Here is a 21,086-nt window from a genome sequence, read left to right as displayed (position 1 = left end):
ATTATGAATAATAAATTTTCTATAGAAGAATCCGTGAGTAAATTATGGGATAAGTTAGATGGTTGGCTAGATGCCATAATTCTAAAACTGCCAAACTTCATCATGGCTATTTTAGTCATGCTTCTATTTTATTTTATTGCACGTGGTATTAGGAAACTTTCAAACAAGTTTTTGTTAGCGCATATTAGTCAAAAATCAATTCAGGAGATTGTCGCAAAAATAATTTTCATCATTGTTATTTTAATTGGGTTTTTCATAGCTCTTGGTGTTTTAGATCTTGATAAAGTATTAACCAGTATTCTAGCTGGTGCTGGAGTTATTGGTTTAGCGATAGGTTTAGCGCTTCAAGGTACATTAAGCAACACCGTTGGAGGCGTGGTCTTATCTTTTATGGATAAAATAAAAATAAACGATTATATTAAAACTAACGATGCTGATGGTTTTGTGTCAGAAATAAGCCTTCGGAACATAGTGTTAAGACAAACCGATAATAATTATGTTGTTATTCCCAACTCAAAGTTTGTAGAAAATTCCTTTACCAATTACTCAATAAGTGCCAGAAGTAGAATTGCCGTAAATTGTGGCGTTGGATATGAAAGTAATTTGCAAGAGGTTGAAGATTTGGTAGTCCGTATTATCTCAGAAAATTTTGAGCAAAAAGCAGGGGAGGGCGTTGAGTTTTTCTTTACTGAATTTGGAGATAGCTCTATCAATTTTATGACTCGATTTTGGATTGATATGGTGAAAGTAAAACAAGAACATGAGGCAAGACATAAAGCCATTAAACTTATTAAATCCAATTTTAATGATAAAGGCATCAATATTCCATTCCCCATACGCACCTTGGATTTTGGAAAAAACAGGTTGGAAATTGCGCCTAACGAAGATGCTAGTGAAAATGCAGACAAAGATTAAATCGGTTTAAATTAGTAATTATCAAAATAGTTTCTTTTATGCACCAAACGAATAGCGTTAAATAGAAATGTATTTGTGTTAATCCTATTTCGCTTTTTTTTGCAAATTTGATTAGTTAAGGTATGTAGTGTTGAGTTTTACTTACACAATACATCCAAAAAAAAACCGTTTAATCTTAAAATTTAAAGAAATGGAAAATGAATTTGCAAAACATGAGAAAGATTATATAAAAATTTATCAAGAGAAAGGTTATACTTCTAATTTTCATTATAAAGAGGATAGATTGATAAATAGTGAAACAAAAAACGAATATACACCTACAGACATTTATATTGTAGCAGAACATAGGTATGAAGGTATGAGTGATCCTTCAGATATGTCCATACTTTATATTATTAAAACAAGTAAAGAGGAAAAAGGAACGCTTTTATTAGGATATGGCCCAAGTGCAGATTTAGAACTTGCTGAGTTTTTCAAAAAAATACCCGAGACCAATATTTCTAATGATGAAAATATCAATAATATAGAGGAATAACTTTCTTTATAACTCCATATAATATCCTATTTTTAAATTAAAAATGGCAGTACAGTAAGTGCGGATAATAATTTTTAATTTAGTTGAAAGTATAGAGGTCTAAAAATTAAACCCTTAGAGATTGGTTCGCAGTTATTCATTTTATGGAGTTATTAGAAGAAAGGTATGAGTATATTATTACGATAAATAAAAAGTTAAAGCATGCAATTTATCGTATTAATAGTATATCTTTCGTTTGATAATTAAAAAGGATAAGTTTAAAATAATTTTTATAGGTCCATATAAATTAGTGCTCTTTACTAAACTTTTTAAAAAACAGGCTTGTTGCTTTACGTGTTTCTTACGTGTGTAGTATTAATCAATGTCAAATGATTATTAATCAACAAAATAAATACTATAATAGTATAAAATATGAGCGATAATTTATTAAATATTTTTTTAGCAGATGATGATGAAGATGATAGAATATTATTTAGTGAAGCTCTTGAAGAAATATCGGTACAAACAACATTGTCCCTTTTTAAACATGGCCAAGAATTATTAGATTATCTGTTCCAGCCTGATATTACATTTCCAAATTTAATATTTCTAGATCTTAATATGCCTATAAAAAATGGGATGCAGTGTTTAAACGAAATCCGTAGTAATCCTGCCTTAAAAAATTTATATATAGCTATATATTCTACATCCTCATCTCAAAAAGATATTGAAGAATCTTTTTCAAATGGAGCCAATATTTATATAAACAAACCTAATAGTTTTACTAAATTGCGAGAAGTTGTGGAAAAGGTTCTGAAGCTTAATTGGCAGCATCATACTTCTAATTTAAATAAAGATACTTTTCTCTTCCGTATTTAATTTATTTGGGAAATAGTATGGACTTTAATCGCATTTATACCTCTTCAAAAACCTATATCATATTATTGGTTATTGCAATAATTATGCTTTTGGTTACAACAAGTATGACCTATAGGCAAATTATGCTTACACAGAAATCTGCTGAAATGGTGTTGCATACGCTTCAAGTTTATAACGCCATAGGAGATTTAACGACTCATTATACCAAAGCCCAATCAGAAGAATTTAGAGAAGATATAATAAATGATACTCTATCAACTAAATTTTTTGAAGATTACAAATTAGAAGGCAAAGCTATAATAGATACTTTAAGGTTACTTACTAAAGATAATGGCTTACATGCAGCTCGCATAAAACCATTAAATGCTTTGCTAAATAATTTGTATAGCCAACTTGTAGATTTAGATATAGTTACTTCCCAAGATAACGAAGAAGTATTACAAGGACAACAGTCAAACAAATTAAAAATTAATAAAACCTTGTTTGAAATTAGAAGCATTAAAAATAGAATGCTTGCCGATGAAGAGCGCTTAATGCACGAGAGAAAAATAAATTATATTTTTCACAAATCTTTAACGCCTACCATGTTGTTAATATTGGCATTTTTCGCCCTGGTAGTTTTTATTATTTCTTTTGTTAGAATTTATAATAACAAATTAAAGGTTAGAAAATCAGAAAACTTTTTAAAAAGCGTACTCGCAACTACAGACAATATTGTCAACTATTATGAACCTATATATAATAGCATAGATGAAATAGTAGATTTCAAGATTTTATATGCGAATGATTGTAACCGAGATTATTTAGGTCTTGAACCTAACAATATAATAGGTGCTACAGTGTTGGGTGTCTACCCTTTTCATAGGTCATATAACGAGCTAGAAGAATTAATAAAATCTTATAAAGAAGATAGCAAAGTTGTTTTTGATAGACAAGTTATTATAAATGAAAAAAAAATGTGGTTTCATTCTTTGGTTACTCCACTAGCTGATGGAGTTTTAGTTACTTCGAGTAATTCTACCCCCGAAGAAGAAGCTAAAGACATAGAGTTGACACTTAAAAAACGCTTAGAAAACCAAAATTTAAAATTACTCGACAACCGTGCCTTTCTCACAAATATTTTTAAGAGTATTTCTCATGTAGTTATGCATTTTAAAAGTATACGGGCAGAAAATGGTGAAATAGTAGATTTTGAAATTTTATTTGTTAACGATAAAATAAATCCTGTTACAGGAGATAATCCTAGTCATATTGAAAAGAGAAAAGTATCGGAAGTATATCCAAATATTTTCAAATCAGGAGTTTATAAATACTTAATAGATGCTATAGAAAATGATAAACCCGAGCATTATGAGTTTCCTCATCATAAAAATGGTAAAGTACAATGGTTTTATGCCACAGCCATTAAATTGGGGGATGGGGTTACAATAACCACACGGGAAGTTACAGATGAAAAAGAAAAAGCAAATGAATTAATTAAATTGAATGAAGAACTTATTATTCAAAATTCTATTTTAACTGGAGCCGAACGCATTGCTAAAATAGGTAACTTTCTTTGGTATCTAGATAACGGGGTTTCTGAAATTTCAGACAATTTTTATCACATGCTAGGATATGAACCAAAAGAGTTTGACCTCTCGTTTGAAAGATATAGAGAATTTGTTCATCCAGATGATTTAGAAGATTATGATAAAATTGGAGCAAAAATATTAACAGAACTTCAGGCAACGGAATATACCTATCGCATTACCACTAAGCAGGGTGATTTAAAATACTTTAAAACCAACGGACAGTTTATAAATAAAAATGGTAAAACGGTCATGATAGGTGTTGTGCAAGACGTTACCCAAACCATAGAGGCAGAAGAGAAGTTGTTAAAAAGTAATTTAGAATTAAAAAACAGAAATGCCGAACTGGAATCTTTTAACCGTGTTGCAAGTCATGATTTGCAAGAACCTTTACGGAAAATACAACTCTTTGCTTTAAGAATTGAAGATACCGAAGCTGAAAATTTTTCAGGTAAGAGTAAAGAATACTTTAATAAAGTAACCAAAGCGGTTAATCGTATGCAATCTCTTATTGAAAATTTACTTGCCTATTCTAGGATAAATATAAGTAAAAAGGATTTTGAAAAAGTAGATTTAAATCAAGTATTAGATAAGATTAAGGAAGATTTGACTACTAGTATTCACAATTCTGAAACTGTGGTAGTTTCAGATAAACTCCCTAAAATAAAAGGTGTAACATTTCAAATGGAACAGTTATTTACTAACCTTATATCTAATGCTATAAAATATAAGAACGCTAGCGAAGCACCTAGATTAGAAATTCGTTATAGCAAAGTGGCAGCTTCTGAGTTACCAGACCAAAGTCCAACGGCACGTCGACAATACCATAAAATATCTTTTCTTGATAATGGAATTGGTTTTGATCAGCAATATGCCGAAAAAATATTTGAGGTGTTCCAACGCTTACATCAAAAAACAGAGTATTCTGGAACTGGTATTGGATTGGCTATATGTAAAAAAATTGTAGAAAATCACAATGGTTATATATATGCAACAGGAAATGAGGGAGTTGGTGCACAATTTATAGTGTATCTTCCTGCACAGCAGGATTAATATATAAGTGTTAAAATTTTTTAGTTTTAAGCACACGTGCTTTACCATCCATTGCAGAATAAAGCAAACCAGTGTTTTTTTTTTAAATGATTGCTGCTACTATAACAAATTTTTTAAGTTAAGACGCGGTTATTATAAATTCTGAAAGGGGAGGTGTATCTTTTAATTCTATGTGGACATAATTTAAACTTTTTCGTAATAAATTTTTAAGTTCCTCGAAAGAATTAGGTTTCATTAAATACCAATTGGCGCCTTTTTTTTGTAATCTATCAATCATCGCTTCATCAACATATGTAGAATATATAATTATAGGAATTTGTGAAAGTTGAGGTTCGTTTCTAATATCAATCAAACATTCCTCGCCATTCATCAATGGCATATTTAAATCTAAATAAATAGCATCGGGTAAGGGCTGATCAGTCATTAAAAGATGTTCCATAAGGGTTACGCCATTATCAAAATCTTTTATATACACTTCCATGTTAATTTCATCTAATGCTTCTTTAAAAAGCATACGGTCTTCATTATCGTCATCTGCCAGGTAAATTAAAAGTGGTTTTTGTAACATAACTTAAGAGTTGGGGTGTAAGTATATCAATTTATATTATTTTCCAAAATAGCATTAAGACTTATTTCTAAATGACCATAAGCCTTACTTACGGGACAATTTTGTTTAGCGCTTTCAGCTATTTCTTGGAATTTCTCATTTTTAATAACTGAAATTTTTGCTTTAACGGTTAGTTCTGATTTTGTAATAACACCCTCGCTTAGAGTTATAAAGCATTTGGTTTCTAGTACTTCTGGTATAAATCCAGACTTAGTTAAATCGGCACTTAGCTGCATAGTAAAACAACCAGCATGTGCAGCAGCCATCAATTCCTCGGGGTTGGTACCTGTGCTGTTTTCAAAGCGGCTATTATAAGAATACTGCATATTATCAAGTGCCTTACTTTCTGATATCAAATATCCTTTTCCTTCTTTTACATCGCCACTCCAAACGGCGGTAGTATGTCTCTTCATTTTATTAAATGGGTGTTGTAATTTTAAATCTTATAAGATTAATCCAAAGGTCTTCTGCCTGAAATAATATTGTAAAGAATAGCAATTATGGCTATTACTAAAAGAATGTGGATTAAGCTTCCTGTTGCAAGACCTACTATAAAACCAAAAAAGCCTAAAATCCAAATAATAATACAGATAACGGCGATTAGCCAAAGAATACTTCTCATAATATAAAATTTTTAAAAATTTGTATTTGTTTATTTTATTGGAACACCTTTAAATTAATGAGATAGATGTTACTGTAAAAATAACTTTAAATGATGGCTATTTTTAACCCAATTAGAAACTATTTTAGCGTAATCAAAATAAATACTGTAGATTATTATCATATTCAAATGATTAAAATTGACTATTAGGTCTAGGTCATTAAATACCTGTCTGAATAAATTTTGGTAAACTGAGCTCCAAAGAATAGAATTAAACTAGAATAAGAGGTCCAAAGCATGACAATAATTATAGAACCAGCAGCACCATAGGTTGAACCTGGTTCCGTTTTTCCAAAGTAAAAAGAAAGGATATACTTCCCTATTATGAATAAAACGGCAGTTAAAGCAGCACCTACGCTAACCGCTTTCCATTTTATTGGTTTTCCTGGTAAATATTTAAACATGGCACCAAAGAGTATATATATGAATATTAAGGACAATGTAACATCAATAATATAAGCTATACCTACAATTTCTGTTGAAAATAGATTGGATATTCTATTGGCAAAAGCTGTTAACAGCGCTGTTAGTACAAAACTTATTAAGAGTAAAAATCCAAAAATTAATATAAATCCAAAACTTTTTAACCTTCCAATTAACGTAGCCATAATTTCATTTGAATACGTTTGTTTGACCTCCCAAATGTCATCTAATACATTTTGTAATTGATAAAAAACACCTGTAGAACCATATAATAAGACTGCAATACCTAAAATGGTAGCAAATAAAGAAGTAGGTTCATCACCTTTTTCTGCTATCATTTTTAAAATAGCTGTTGCCGTATCAGTTCCTAAAGCAGAAGCCATTTCAGATTGCAATTCGCCCCTAACTATTTCTCTTCCCCAAATAGCTCCAACTAAATTTAAAATAAGGATAAGTAATGCTGGAAGTGATAAAATAGCATAATATGCCACAACAGCACCTAATTTAAAAGGTTCTTTCTCTATCCAAGACTTATAGGTTTTAATTAAAAGTTGGGGTAGGTGGATTATTTTAAATGAAGAGTCAGATTGTATGTCTTTATCTTGTTTGTTCATAAAAATTTTATTCAAAATAAGGTAGTATTTGTAAATATATTTAATCTAATCAATTAAAGTATTAGCGTTATTGATTTTCATTAAAAGAGGTGCTATACATTCTTCAAATTAAATATAACCACTGATAATCCACATTTTAAGTACACAATTCTTAATATTTTCATAAGAAAAAAGGCAGTTATTAAAATTATATAAAATAATGGAAAAATTGTGTAACAAAACGCTTACACTCTTGTTGCAACTTTGTAACGCACAACAATTAATAGATAATTAAACACATATAACGATGAAAAATTTAAGCTTTAAAACACAACAAAATGCTATTGTAAAACGAACGTTAAATCTTGAAGAGTTTATTATGAATTATATAGCTCCTTCTAACATTCAAATTAACGATTTAAATACAGCTTCTAGCAGTGATAAATAGATTGTTTAATCAATGTATTTAATATTTTAATTTGCCCCAGATGCCAGAGCTATATGCATAATAACTTAAAAAAAATAAACATGAAAACGATATCAATAACTTCAAGCATTCTCTCATCTATTTTTGAGCAAATTCAAATACAATTAGGTGGAAGACTAGAAATAAAATCTAAGGAATATAGATTGGAAATAAACAATGATATAGCTAAAGGCTTTATCTCAGGAATATCTGTAGAGCCAGCAATATCTTATATGGAATATGATATTGTTTTTAAAGAAGATGTGTCACTTTTATATACCGAGAACAAATCGAACTCGATTCATTTTGGATATTGCTCCAAAGGACAGCTTATTCAAAGTTTTAACGAATATGGCGAAAAAAATGTACTAGGTCAATTTCAAACAGGTATTTTTTCCAATTCTGTGAAAGAAAGTACATTTTTAGCTTTTAGAAAAAATGAAGAAGTAAAACTTTCTATGGTAACTGTAGATGTTTTATCCGTTTCAGATAAAGAATTAAAAGCTCAATTACAAAACACATTTTTAATTAATCAAGAAAATAATGAGTTTTCCTATATAGGTTCATTTAATTTAAAAATTAGTGAAAAAATAGAGCATCTAAATGCTATTAGTCAGAAAGGATTGGTGAGAAATTTATTAATCAATAGTATCGTATATCTTATTTTGGCTTTAGAAATAGAACAACACAAATACGATTTGGTAAACGCGGAAAGTTATTGTAATTCACTTTCGCAAGCAGATATGGAAGCGATAAAAGACATTTCTGAATTTATTAGAAACTACCCAGAAATTCAATATAGTTTAAAATATTTAAGTAAAAAAGCAGGCTTGTCTCCCATTAAATTACAAGAAGGTTTTAAAATAATGCATAATAGAACGGTTACAGATTTTATTAGAAATGTGAGAGTAGAAGTAGCAGAAAACTTAATAAGAACCTCAGAGCTTAATATATCAGAAATTGTTTATACCGTGGGGCTTACCAGTAGAAGTTACTTCTCTAAAATTTTTAAAGAAAAATACAATTGCAGTCCGAAACATTATCAAAACCATCAAAATAAGTTAGCTGTGACAGCATAAATATAAATATTTATTAATAAAACCAGTTTGTATAAATTTATACAAACTGGTTTTATTGTATTCGTTTTTTTTTTTGTTAACCTTAAACTTCTTTAAGTGCTTTATTATAAACTAAATATTTAACGTGAAAAATAATCGATTAGCCATCATAGGGTCAGGACCCACAGCCATATACCTTTTAAAACATATATTAGAGAATGCTAATTTTCTTTATAGACAAATAGGAGCTATAACCATTTTTGAAAAGGAAAATATGATGGGATTGGGTATGCCATACAATCCTGAAACAACTGATAAATATAATCTATCAAATATTTCTTCAGAAGAAATTCCAGAACTTCCTGAGAGTTTCTCTGGTTGGCTTCGGAATCAAAATCCAGAATTATTAAGAAAATTCAATATTACTCATTTTCCTATTGATGATTCGGCAGTTTATAGCCGTTTGGCTTTAGGTGCCTATTTTCATGATCAATATAAGTTATTAGTAGAGAAATTGGTTTCTTATGGTTTTCATATCACGGAATTACCAAGGCATGATGTTAAAGATATTGTGGTAAATAAAAATAGCAATGAAGCAGAAGTGATTGTAAATGGTTCGCAAACTTATTCGTTTATTAAAGTCGTTATTGCGGTTGGACACAAATGGGTAGAAACAGATCAACCAGAAAAAGGGTATTACGCTTCGCCATGGCCTATTAAAAAGCTAATTCCTGAAAGAAACGAATTTTATAATTTTAGAGTAGGCATTCTAGGAGCTTCTTTAAGTGCTTTTGATGTAGTAACATCTTTAGCGCATCGTCATGGAAAATTTATAAAAACTGAAAACGGACTCACTTTTAATCTTAATGAAGCTGCAGCAGGCTTTAAAATAATATTGCATTCAGCTGAGGGTTGGTTACCTCATTTACAATATGAACAAGAAGAACCCATGCGGGAAATTTATAGACATACCAATCGCTCAGAAATTTTATCTCTGGTTGATGCTAATGGTTTCTTGCATATTGAAACTTTTTTTGAACACATATGCCGACCTGCTTTAATTCGCGCGTTTAAGAAGGATGAGAAATATGACATTATAAATGAGTTTAAAATCCCAGACTTCAATTTCAAAGATTTTATAAAATTGATGTCCGAGGAGCATGAATATATTGATTCTTTTCTCGGTATGGAAAAAGAAATGGTACTTGCTTTAGATTCCATTAAAAACAATAAACCCATACATTGGATGGAAACTTTAGATGACTTGATGTACTGCCTTAATTTTCATGTAGAGTTATTACCAGCCGAAGATCATCTCTTTTTTAGAAAAGAAATTATGCCTTTTTTAATGAACGTTATTGCAGCTTTACCTTTAAGTTCGGCTAATATTTTATTAGCTATGTATCATGCTGGGTGTATAGACTTGGCTGTAGGTAAAGTAGAAATACTGGATGGTGAAAGAAATAAAACCATTATAAAAGTAACAGGAAATAATGGATTGGAATATAAAAATGAATTTAAGTTATTCATTAATTGTGGAGGGCAAAAAAATGTAGAACTAGAAAATTACCCGTTTCAGTCTATGGTAAAACTTGGAACTGTAAGAAAAGCACGCGCAAAGTTTCAAATGGCACCAGCTTCTAAGGAAATGAAAGTTCTCATAAGAGAAGAAAAAGTCTTTTTACATAATAATGAAACATTTCTGAATACAGGAGGTATAGATGTAGACGCCACCTATAGCGTTATTCGTGAAGATGGTACTGTAGAGCCCAAAATACATGACTTAACTTTTACACATACAACAGGATGCAGGCCTTATTCTTACGGGTTACAAGCCTGCAATGCTACCAGTTCAATTTTGGTTAACTCTTGGGTAGAATTGAATAAAAATAACACACCTGCAAAAACGTCTATTAAAACCATTACCAAACTTTATGAAGAGAATGAAAATTTATAGAATGATTTTCTAATTCAACAAAATCATCTTATTATTTTTTAGAGCAATTATTTTAATGGTTTGGGTTAATTGAATTTCATAAACATTTGGAATTTAGTCTTCTGAATTAGATTATTATAAAAAGCGAATTCATTATTTAAATTTAATACAACTAAATTTAATACAACTAAATTTAATACAACTTGTAAACTCTTAATATCATGGAAGACAAATCTAGACAAGATACTCAAAAAATTAAAGATTTAAAAAATCATCATAAAGAAGTAAAGGATACAACTTTAACTACTAATCAAGGTTTAAAGGTTAATGACACTAATAATTCTTTAAAGTCTGGTGAAAGAGGTTCTACTCTTTTAGAAGATTTTTTATTACGTGAAAAAATTACAAACTTCGATCACGAAAGAATTCCAGAACGTATTGTACATGCCAGAGGCAGTGGGGCTCATGGTTATTTTGAACTTTATGAAAGTATAGAGCAGTTTAGTAAAGCTGGCATATTTACAGATGTAAAAAGAAAAACGCCCGTTTTTGTCCGATTTTCAACGGTTGCGGGATCTAAAGGCTCAACCGATTTAGCACGTGATGTTCGTGGTTTTGCAGTAAAATTTTATACCGAAGAAGGCACTTGGGATTTAGTAGGGAATAATATGCCTATCTTTTTTATTCAAGATGCTATGAAGTTTCCTGATTTAATTCACGCAGTAAAACCAGAACCTAATAAAGAAATTCCACAAGCAGCTTCCGCTCACGATACGTTTTACGATTTTGTGTCACGTACTACCGAAACACTTCATAATCAAATTTGGGTAATGAGCGATAGAGCCATTCCTCGCAGTTTCCGTATGATGGAAGGCTTTGGTATTCATACGTTTAGATTGATAAATGAAAAAGGAGAATCTCATTTTGTGAAGTTTCACTGGAAACCAAAATTAGGCGTGCATTCCGTTACATGGGATGAAGCGGTTAAAATAAGTGGTGCTGATTCCGATTTTCATAGACGGGATTTATGGGATGCCATTGAAGCGGGTGAATACCCAGAATGGGAGTTAGGTGTTCAAATAGTGCCTCAAGAAGATGAATTTAAATTTGAATTCGATTTGCTAGATCCAACAAAATTGATTCCAGAGGAAATGGTTCCAGTACAAATTATTGGAAAAATGACTTTAAATAGAAATCCGGAAAACTTCTTTGCAGAAACCGAGCAGGTAGCTTTCTTACCAGGTCACATTGTGCCAGGTATAGATTTTACCAACGATCCCTTATTACAAGGGCGCTTGTTTTCTTATAGAGATACACAGTTATCAAGACTGGGTGGACCAAATTTTCATCAAATTCCTATAAACCGCCCCATTGTAGAAACTCATAACAATCAACGTGATGGTAAGATGCAAATGGATATACCAAAAGGGCAAACAGCGTATTTTCCAAATAGCTTAAGTGGTGGTTGTCCTCATTTATCAAAAATGGCAGAAGGCGCATTTCATTCTTATGAAGAACGTATAGATGCTAAAAAAATTAGAACACGAAGCGAAAGTTTTAATGATCACTTCTCCCAACCAGCATTATTTTATAGAAGTTTAGCTAAATGGGAGCAGGCACACATTGCGGATGCTTACACCTTTGAACTTGGTAAATGTAACCATACACATATACAAGAACGTATGCTATGGGTCGTGTCTCAAATTGATAGTGATTTGGCAAAAAAAGTAGCAAAAGGTTTAGGACTTGAAATTCCAAAATCGATAGAGCAGCCCATTAATCAAGCCATAGGTGCCGATGCAGATGTGGAAAAACAACAACCACCTAAAAAGAAAAATTACCTAGACACTGCTCCAACGTTAAGTCAGGCGAATACGAAGTTTGAAAGCATTGCCACAAGACAAATTGCAGTATTGGTAGCAGACGGTTTTTCTATGAAAAATTTCAAAAAAATGAAAGATGTTCTAGAGAAAAAAGGAGCCGTTGTAAAATTAATAGCGCCTCATGGTGGTAAAGTAAGGTGTAACGAGAACATGGATCATGAAGTAGATGCAGCTATTATGACCACTGAAAGTGTGCTGTTTGATGCTTTGTATATACCTGGTGGCAAAAAAGCTATTGAAAAATTAAAGAAAGAATCGAAATTTATAAAATTCATAAATGAAACCTTTAAACACTGTAAAGCAATAGCTGTTGATGATGAAGGTGAAGATTTAATTAAATACACATTTGTTTCAACTTCCAAGGAGGATGCCGCAGTTTTAATTAATAAAAACCCTATGGATTTCGTAAATGCGCTTGCAAAACATCGTAATTGGGATAGAATGGAACTTGTTAAAAATTTACCGATTTAGAAAATTTGGAATAATAAATTTAATTGGGTATGAGTATTACACTTATTCTAAGACTCTAATTCCATGTAACTATTTATTATACGAGAAGCCGAGATAATGCTATTATTTATTGTAATATATTCTTCAGTCATAGTTTATTTAAAAAGAATGTTTAGATAACAGTTTTATAAAACGTTTAATCAATTGAGTCAGTTTTTGTACAGATTGAATTCATCCTAACGGATTAATCGCTTTAAATTTAATGAAATAACTTATTAGATAAATAAATGATAATGAACATATTAATAGGCATTTTACTTGGGTGTCTAATTTTTAACTTAGGAAAAATAATTTTAGAGAAAGCTTATAGTGAAAATGATAAGCAACTCAATAACCCTCAGAAACCACCCAAGTATAAGGCATTATTTATTATAAATGCAAAAAATGCCTTTAGAAGGAAAATCAAATTTGCTAATACCAATAGAAGAGATAATAAGAGACTATAAAGATAATGATGTAATACAATGGGCATCTTAAAATTAAACCATTATTAATCTAAATATAAAAAATCATGAGTACATACACAGAAACCATAAGTAATAAATTAAATGATCTTTTAGAAAAAACATATGATGCAGAAAAAGGCTTTAAAAAAGCTGCAGAAAATACCAATCATACTTATTTGAAAAGATATTTTGAAAGAAAGTCTAAAGAACGCCATAATTTTGGATATGAATTAAATAACGAAATTCGATCTTTTGGCGAGCGTGCTGAGAAAAGCGGAAGTATTACAGGTGTCGCACATCGTACCTGGATGGATATTAAAGCATTGTTTACTATGGATAGTGATGAATCCATGCTTGAAGAAGCTATAAGAGGAGAAAAAGCGGCATTAGAAGAATATAAAGATGTCCTTAATGAAACCTCATTACCCATGAGTACCCATACTATATTACTTAAACAACAAGATTCGATTGAAAGCGATTTGAGAACCATTAAAAGATTGGAAGATTTACACTAGTTTTAATTTAATAGAATTAAAAAGAGAGAGGTGTTTTACACTTCTCTTTTTTTTATTGAAATAATTTCTTAAAATGAGATTAGAGTGTCGTTATACTATATCGTATTGCGTTAAAATCTGAATCAATCGCGTTAACTACCTATTTAAATATACTATAACTTTGAATCATAACGGAGTGATTATCATATTAATAATGATGCACTTTTATTTATTAACTTAAAATTTAAATTATGTTACGTTGGACAATTACATTCATTATTTTAGCTATTATAGCTGGTATATTAGGTTTTGGAGGCATCGCTTCGGGGGCAGCTAGTATTGCAAAAGTTTTATTCTTCATATTTATAGTGCTGTTTCTTATTTCATTAATAACAGGAAGAAAAAAGATTTAAGGATTTAAAATTTGTCAGTTTTCAATGAGATGGATACTGGTAAAAACTAAATACCAAAAATAAAATAATACAAATAGTATTCATTATTACCGCTAAAATAAAAAGCTTTCTTTTTTATCTTTTAGCGGTTTTTAAATTTAGAGAATTTTATTTTTAAATTCTTAATTATTTTTTTGTCGAAGTTTAGGGCTATAGGTTTTAAAGAGTTTTAGTATTTCTTTTTCGGATGGTGATAAAAGATTACTAACTTTTTTTACCTTTTCAATTTTATTAAATGTTTTATATAAGTTGCCTTTTTCGTAAGTATCTACAATTACAGGATGCACATAATATTTTCTACATACATTTCTAGTATTTCCTAAGGTGTTGGCAGCAACATCGTAAGCTTTTAAAATATTTTTTTTTATCTCATCTTCAGAGGTTGCTTTTCCAAATTCGAGTAAAGCATTGAAAAAAGATACGGAAGCAGACCAAGTTCTAAAATCTTTTGCTGTAAAATCTTTGCCACAAAATTTTTGTAAATATTCATTAACGTGGTTGCTTTTTATGGTCTTTTTTTCACCATTTTCATCAAAAAATTTAAAAAGTGTCCAACCTGTTAGTTCTTCACACCTATTTACCAATCTTACTAATTTCTTATTCCGAACGGAAATACGGTGTTCTTTTCCCTTTTTTCCAACAAATTCAATACGTAATTTTCCCTTATAAATATTAATATGCCTTTTTCGAAGGGTGGTTAAGCCATAAGTTTTGTTTTTCTTTTCATAATAACTATTGCCAATTCGGATATGCGTTTCTTCCATTAACCGAATAACCAAAGCCACTGCTTTTTCTTTTGGCCAGCCTTTTTTATCTAAATCACGATCCATTTGTTTTCTTATTAAAGGCAATTTTTTGCCAAACGAATACATTTTGTAGAATTTAGTAGTATTTCGAATCTTATTCCAATGGGTATGATATAAATATTGTTTTCGGTTTTTAGAATCCCTACCTATAGCTTGTAAATGGCTGTTTTCAAGACTACTAATTCTTACATCGTCCCACATAGGTGGAATTACTAAACTTTTTATGCGTTTAATTTCCGCTTTTTCCTTAATGCTTTTTCCATTCATTAAATAACTAAATCCTTTCCCTTGTTTTTTTCTAACAATAGATAAATCTTCTTCGTGCGCATAAATAAGATTGTATCTTGAAATAATACGTTCAGGCTGATTTAATACGAGTTGTAATTCTGCTTCTCTAGTCATTATATATAAATTATGAGATCTATGAATATTCTTCTAATGACTTAGGAGAACGTTTCAAATTTAAATATCTGTTGCGTGTGGGTTTAACTTAAAAGAGAAAAAAAGTGATGTTAATAATTAGGGTATTTAAGAGAAATATGATATCATTTTTTAAAATATCATTTGGGTTAAGAATTTTATTTTTAAGATTAATCAAGCACAGCTTATTGAAATATCTTTAAACAAATAATTAAAAAACATATTAAAAGATATATTATGAAAACATTAGAAGATTTATTCGAACACCAGTTGAAAGACTTATATAGTGCAGAAAGCCAATTAATTGATGCACTTCCTAAAGTAGCGAAAAAAGCAAATGATAGTAAGTTAAAAAAAGCTTTTGAAGACCATTTAGAAGAAACTAAGGGGCATAAAAAAAGACTTGAAGAAATTTGTGAAACGTTAAATATATCTGCTACTGGAGAAACTTGTAAAGCCATGAAAGGTTTAATTAAAGAAACCGAAAGTTTTATGGATGAAGCAGATGATAAAGAGGTTATGGACGCCGGACTTATTGCAGAAGCGCAACGTGTTGAACATTATGAAATTTCTGGATATGGTACAGCAGTTCGTTATGCTAAGGAATTAGGGCACGACGACATCGCTTCCAAATTACAAAAAACGCTGGATGAAGAGTATAATGCTGATAACAAGCTAGACAAATTAGCAGAGAACAGACTAAATAAAAAAGCTATTAGCTAGTTAAATTAATAGCTATACTGCCTACAAATGGATTAGTGTTCCCTCAACCTAATTAATATTTATAGGCAGTTTTTTTGTAAAAGCAAAAGTTAACCGCTCATTCATATGAGCGGTTACTTTGTCTTTTAGAGAGTTTAATTCCTAAAAAAATAAAAAAAACAATTTTAAAATGATATTATACTATGGCGGTTCCTGTAATTCGTAAAAACCTGTATTTTAAACCAGATTCCAGTAGAGTCGTAGCTAGATTCTTTAATAATGGAGATACTAGAACCATTAATTTGGTTAGGAGAATAATGAGTTTAAGTGAAGTAGAAGTTAAACAAGAACTTGAAACTACATTAAAGGGCTTTATGGGAAGGCATAGAAATATTTCAGAAATTTTTTTAAAACACGCCAATAATTATAAAAACCTCATAGAAACGCTAGATATAAAATACAATAAACTTTCGTTAGAAAGACGTCTTTTAATTGGAGCGTATAGCACCATGGAATATTCGATTGAATCGGCCGCTTTATTTAATCCCTCTATTGTTGAAGACTTTGATCAATCATTTCTTGCTGAAGGAGAAAAAAGAGTGATTATATCATTTAGAGCTACTGGGGAAGGACATTTATCATCCATCGTTTTTAGAAAAGGGATTTTAGATGCTTCTAATAATTTACGTATGGTAGAGGCTCATAAACATATTGATCTTCCAACTATAAAAAAGAAAAAAACGTACGATAAAAATAGATTCATGAAGAAAATGGAAGAGATGCATATTTCAAGTGCACATTCTTCGCCTATTATGGATTCTCTACCAGATAAATTTGAATATTATACGTTAAAAGAAGCCATCAGAAAAATTCTAAAACAAGATATTGATGACCAACGAAAACAAGCGCTCAATGAAATGACCTGGCTTATCGACTCGTATTATGATATTGAATTTAATGAAGATTCTAAAATATCTGGACGTGCTATTCTGCCTATATCACCATCAGAAAGTCGTGGAATTGAAGATGCGAGATTCGTGCGTTTTACTGATGATGACGGTTCTGAAAAAATTTATGCTACTTACACAGCTTATGATGGTTTTACTATTCTTCCAAAATTGCTTTCTACAAGCGATTTTATAAATTTTAGAATTATGCCCATGCATGGCCATGGTGCACAAAATAAGAATTTCGCCCTTTTTCCACGTAAAATAAAAGGCAAATACGCTATGTTGGCAAGAATTGATGGGGTGAATAATTATTTGTTTTATTCTGATAGAATTACTTTATGGAACGATCCTATAAAAATTCAAGAACCTAAATACCCTTGGGAGTTTACCCAAATAGGTAATTGTGGTTCGCCCATTTACACCAAACATGGTTGGTTAGTTATAACGCATGGAGTAGGCCCCATGAGACGCTATTGTATTGGGGCCTCATTATTAGACTTAGAAGACCCAACGAAAGAAATTGGCCGATTAAAAGAACCGCTTCTTTCGCCTTTAGAAGAAGAAAGAGAAGGGTATGTACCTAATGTGGTATATTCCTGTGGCAGTTTAATTCATAATAACCATTTAATTTTGCCTTATGCCGTGTCGGACTATGCATCTTCCTATGTAACCGTTAATATGGATGATTTATTAACGGCTCTTATAACTGAAGTTTAGGTTGTAACAAAATTTTTAGTACAGCTGTTTTATAATCAGCAGAAATAAAAAAAGAGGCTGTCTGAAAAGTGTATTTTATTGACTTTGTCAGGTTGAGCTTGTCGAAACTGATATTGATTATCAATAAGTTTGAATATTTCGACAGGCTCAATATGACTCATAATAACACTTTTCAGCCAGCCTCTTTTTTGTTTAAATCTATTTTGAATGAATTCAAATTCTTTAAAATTATTTTGATTGTCCGTAAAATATCATACATCTATAAATAATTGTTTTTATCCTGCGTAAATCTGCGCAATCAGTGGGATAATTTTACAATTCACTATTTTTTATTATCCCACTGATTTTATAGACAATCGCTAATTTTTATCTTTATGGCAGAAAACGGATATGCAGAAAAATTATTATATGTTTTCAAAAGCAAATCGTGCTAGTAAATAACTAACAGTCGATTCTGCACCTTGATTTAAATTTACATTATGCTCTTCCAAACCATCATGACAGCCACCAGTACACGGGTTGTAAATAATTTGTTTTAATTGATTGTTACCAAGAAACCAACTGAATGCGATTTCCATTTTATCATCATAATCTTCAAAAGGAAATATATTGTTAAATTCTTTTAAAGCTAAGATGGTGTATGCAACATCAATAGGTTGTTCGCCACCTGTTTGAACTGTTTTTTCTTCAAAACCTTTAATTAGCCAACTTTGATTTGAAATAACTCTAATAGAATCTTCAGTGAAAATTTTAGAAATTAAAAAGTCAAACGATTTTTTTGCGATGCGTTTAAACCTAATATCTCCCGTAGATTTCCATGCGTATAAAAGAGATTCAGGTAACACACTATTAGCATAAGTAAGGTAAGGCTCGAACCAATTCCAATCTTTTTCAGAATGGAAATCATAAAGCTCTACAAGTTTATTTGCTGCATTATTTATAATCTCAGTTATTTTTTTATCGTCCATTTTTAAATTAAAATAATACAAGCCTTTCATAGCAAAGGCTAGGGCACGTGGCGATTTGAAATGCTGTATTTTTAAATTAAATTGGTTGATGGTGCATTTGATGTTTTGAAGTAAGGTGATGTCTAAATCAATCCCTTCTTCCATTAAGCAATATGTATAACCTAAAGCCCAAATAGCTCTACCGTTGGAATCTTCTAAGTTTACTTCATTATTTTGGTTTGTGAATCGTTTGTCTTTATCTACATAATTTAAGAACAAGCAATTATCACGTTGACATTTTAGAATAAAATTGACATATTTTCTTATTAGTTTTATGTCTGTTGGATTTTGCGATAATTTATAGTACTCACAAGCAGCTATAAGTGCTCTGGCATTATCATCTAAAGTGTAACCAGATTCCATATCTGGCGTATTGATATTCGAAAATTGGATCATACCAATATCCGTGGTCATGTTTAATAGGTGATGTATATTTATTGGCGGTTTCTTATAGTTCAGTTTTAAGGGTTCATCTATTTGTTTTGAAAACACGAGCGCATGTGATATGGCAGCATTTTCCCAGGATGTGGTAGAAGATGCGTGCAATCCTTTCATTTTCATATGCTGTCTTAAATCGTCATTATTTAGTAAACCATTCACTTTATCGGCCAATTGTTTTGAATCGCCAAAATCAAATAATAAACCATTTCCATCACGTAAAACTTCTTTAGCATGTGGAATAGGTGTGGAAACAATAGGACAACCACAACTTACCGCATATGAAAATGTGCCACTTACCGCCTGATTAGGATCATTGGAAGTAAACACATAACAGTCGGAAAGTTGTAGATATTCTAGTAATTCAGCAAGAGGTACAAACTTATTTACAAATTGAACATGCTTGGTTAATTTTAATTCATCAACTTTTTTCTGTAATGAATGCATATACGCATCACCTTGTTGATTAAAAAGTGTTGGATGGGTTTTACCAACTATTAAAAAAAGAATTTCAGGATGTTCCTTTATAATTGCAGGCAACGCATTTAAAGTGGTTTCAATATTCTTACCAGGACCCAAAAAGCCAAATGTGGAAATAACCTTTCTGTTTGATACATGGTATTTATCTTTTAGAAGAGATTTGTCTTGATGTTTTACCAAATGGGTTCCATGAGATATGATCTCTATTTTACTTGGGTTAACGGCATAGGTGTTGATTAATAAATCAGCTGATGATTTAGTCATAACCGTAACAACTTTAGCTATAGAAACTAAGTCTTTAACATGTTTTTCTAAATCTTTATTAGGGTTGGGTAATACGGTGTGAAAGGCAATAATGATGGGTTTATTTAATGCCTTTAAAAAGTTTAAAAAGACATCTTCATTATTATGAAACAGTCCGAATTCATGCTGAATCATAACCATTTCCATGTCTTTATCTATATTAATCTTATTGGCAATACTAGTAAAGGATTGTAAACTATCGGGATTCAGAATTAAATCGACATCTTCTGTTTTATAATCATGGGTATCGGAGTTTGATTTTAAAGCACAAATTTTTATATCAAAACTATCTTCGAATTGGTTTTCAAGGGCTTTTTTCAAATCGAAAGTATAGGTTGCAATGCCGCATTCTCTTGGGGGATATGTAGCAATCATTAATATTTTGGGTAAGCTTTTAGACTTCATCTTGTGAATGTCTATGCTGTTTTTTAATTCTAATTTTTTCTTTTTAAGAGGTCTTGTGGTGACTTTGCTTTTAACATCTATATCTCGTCTCATAGGTTTAATTTTTTTTTATTGTTTACATATTTGCGCTGGTTTTATATTGTTATTGATTTATATTGTTTAATCTCTAAACTAAATTTACCATACATCGTAGCTAAATTATACTTTTAGAAAGTCTGTCATTATCCTTAAAAAGAAATTTGTTAACCCAATCCAATCCGTCTGTATTTTCAATTTTTGGATTTGAAGTTTTAAGTATAAAATAAAAGTATGTTTAAATTAAAGAAATGAGGAAAAAGAGAATCGTATAAGAATAATGGAGAATGTGTTTCTGAAGAATGAGTGCTTTTTATACTCAGCA

Annotated in this window: 18 protein-coding genes; 12 read left to right on the top strand and 6 right to left on the bottom strand. The window is 30.6% G+C overall.

The features are described 5' to 3' along the window. Positions 1-3: 3 nt before the first annotated feature. From QLS71_RS00950 to QLS71_RS00935, 4 genes are all read left to right on the top strand, one after another. On the top strand, positions 4-915 hold the full coding sequence (locus QLS71_RS00950; RefSeq protein WP_308992331.1) for a mechanosensitive ion channel: 912 nt from the start codon (positions 4-6) through the stop codon (positions 913-915). 190 nt (positions 916-1,105) lie between these two features. Further along, a complete protein-coding gene (locus QLS71_RS00945) occupies positions 1,106-1,450 on the top strand; it encodes a hypothetical protein (protein ID WP_308992332.1) in 345 nt (114 codons plus the stop codon). A 411-nt stretch (positions 1,451-1,861) separates the two neighbouring features. Next, positions 1,862-2,308, top strand: a complete 447-nt coding sequence (locus QLS71_RS00940; RefSeq protein ID WP_308992333.1) for a response regulator — start codon at positions 1,862-1,864, stop codon at positions 2,306-2,308. 17 nt (positions 2,309-2,325) lie between these two features. Then, positions 2,326-4,929: an ATP-binding protein gene (locus QLS71_RS00935; protein WP_308992334.1), complete on the top strand. Its 2,604-nt coding sequence runs from the start codon at positions 2,326-2,328 to the stop codon at positions 4,927-4,929. Between the two features lie 118 nt (positions 4,930-5,047). Here QLS71_RS00935 and QLS71_RS00930 read toward each other — a convergent pair whose 3' ends face one another. From QLS71_RS00930 to QLS71_RS00915, 4 genes are all read right to left on the bottom strand, one after another. Next, the gene (locus tag QLS71_RS00930; protein WP_308992335.1) at positions 5,048-5,497 is read right to left on the bottom strand and encodes a response regulator; all 450 of its coding nucleotides are present in this window, start codon (positions 5,495-5,497) and stop codon (positions 5,048-5,050) included. A gap of 26 nt (positions 5,498-5,523) precedes the next feature. Beyond that, complete coding sequence (locus tag QLS71_RS00925; protein ID WP_308992336.1) at positions 5,524-5,949, bottom strand: OsmC family peroxiredoxin; 426 nt, start codon at positions 5,947-5,949, stop codon at positions 5,524-5,526. Positions 5,950-5,987: 38 nt separating this feature from the next. Then, the gene (locus tag QLS71_RS00920; protein WP_308992337.1) at positions 5,988-6,158 is read right to left on the bottom strand and encodes a lmo0937 family membrane protein; all 171 of its coding nucleotides are present in this window, start codon (positions 6,156-6,158) and stop codon (positions 5,988-5,990) included. A 191-nt stretch (positions 6,159-6,349) separates the two neighbouring features. Beyond that, complete coding sequence (locus QLS71_RS00915) at positions 6,350-7,234, bottom strand: YihY/virulence factor BrkB family protein (RefSeq protein ID WP_308992338.1); 885 nt, start codon at positions 7,232-7,234, stop codon at positions 6,350-6,352. A gap of 286 nt (positions 7,235-7,520) precedes the next feature. Here QLS71_RS00915 and QLS71_RS00910 point away from each other — a divergent pair, with 286 nt between their 5' ends. The 6 genes from QLS71_RS00910 to QLS71_RS00885 all read left to right on the top strand — a co-directional run bounded on the left by QLS71_RS00910 (position 7,521) and on the right by QLS71_RS00885 (position 14,419). After that, entirely contained in the window at positions 7,521-7,661 is a 141-nt protein-coding gene (locus QLS71_RS00910; RefSeq protein ID WP_308992339.1) for a hypothetical protein, read from the top strand. 80 nt (positions 7,662-7,741) lie between these two features. Further along, positions 7,742-8,758 (top strand): AraC family transcriptional regulator, encoded by a 1,017-nt coding sequence (locus QLS71_RS00905; RefSeq protein ID WP_308992340.1) that lies wholly within the window; start codon positions 7,742-7,744, stop codon positions 8,756-8,758. A gap of 124 nt (positions 8,759-8,882) precedes the next feature. Beyond that, positions 8,883-10,694, top strand: coding sequence for an FAD/NAD(P)-binding protein (locus tag QLS71_RS00900; RefSeq protein WP_308992341.1), 1,812 nt, complete (start codon positions 8,883-8,885; stop codon positions 10,692-10,694). A 200-nt stretch (positions 10,695-10,894) separates the two neighbouring features. After that, a complete protein-coding gene (locus tag QLS71_RS00895; protein ID WP_308992342.1) occupies positions 10,895-13,027 on the top strand; it encodes a catalase in 2,133 nt (710 codons plus the stop codon). A gap of 550 nt (positions 13,028-13,577) precedes the next feature. Continuing rightward, complete coding sequence (locus QLS71_RS00890) at positions 13,578-14,027, top strand: PA2169 family four-helix-bundle protein (RefSeq protein WP_308992343.1); 450 nt, start codon at positions 13,578-13,580, stop codon at positions 14,025-14,027. A gap of 230 nt (positions 14,028-14,257) precedes the next feature. Then, on the top strand, positions 14,258-14,419 hold the full coding sequence (locus QLS71_RS00885) for a DUF1328 domain-containing protein (RefSeq protein ID WP_308992344.1): 162 nt from the start codon (positions 14,258-14,260) through the stop codon (positions 14,417-14,419). Positions 14,420-14,580: 161 nt separating this feature from the next. Here QLS71_RS00885 and QLS71_RS00880 read toward each other — a convergent pair whose 3' ends face one another. Next, positions 14,581-15,666: a DNA topoisomerase IB gene (locus QLS71_RS00880; protein WP_308992345.1), complete on the bottom strand. Its 1,086-nt coding sequence runs from the start codon at positions 15,664-15,666 to the stop codon at positions 14,581-14,583. Positions 15,667-15,921: 255 nt separating this feature from the next. On the opposite strand from QLS71_RS00880, the gene QLS71_RS00875 reads away from it, so the two are divergent. Together QLS71_RS00875 and QLS71_RS00870 are read left to right on the top strand one after the other, a co-directional pair. After that, entirely contained in the window at positions 15,922-16,407 is a 486-nt protein-coding gene (locus tag QLS71_RS00875) for a ferritin-like domain-containing protein (protein ID WP_308992346.1), read from the top strand. A gap of 182 nt (positions 16,408-16,589) precedes the next feature. Next, positions 16,590-18,053: a glycoside hydrolase family 130 protein gene (locus QLS71_RS00870; protein ID WP_308992347.1), complete on the top strand. Its 1,464-nt coding sequence runs from the start codon at positions 16,590-16,592 to the stop codon at positions 18,051-18,053. Positions 18,054-18,457: 404 nt separating this feature from the next. On the opposite strand, the gene QLS71_RS00865 is transcribed toward QLS71_RS00870, so the two are convergent. Continuing rightward, positions 18,458-20,779 carry a glycosyltransferase gene (locus QLS71_RS00865; RefSeq protein ID WP_308992348.1) on the bottom strand — a complete coding sequence of 774 codons (2,322 nt, stop codon included), beginning with the start codon at positions 20,777-20,779 and terminating at the stop codon, positions 18,458-18,460. Positions 20,780-21,086 lie beyond the last annotated feature (307 nt).

Source organism: Mariniflexile litorale (genome assembly GCF_031128465.2).
Lineage (GTDB): Bacteria > Bacteroidota > Bacteroidia > Flavobacteriales > Flavobacteriaceae > Mariniflexile > Mariniflexile litorale.
This window is presented reverse-complemented; position numbering and strand designations above follow the sequence as displayed.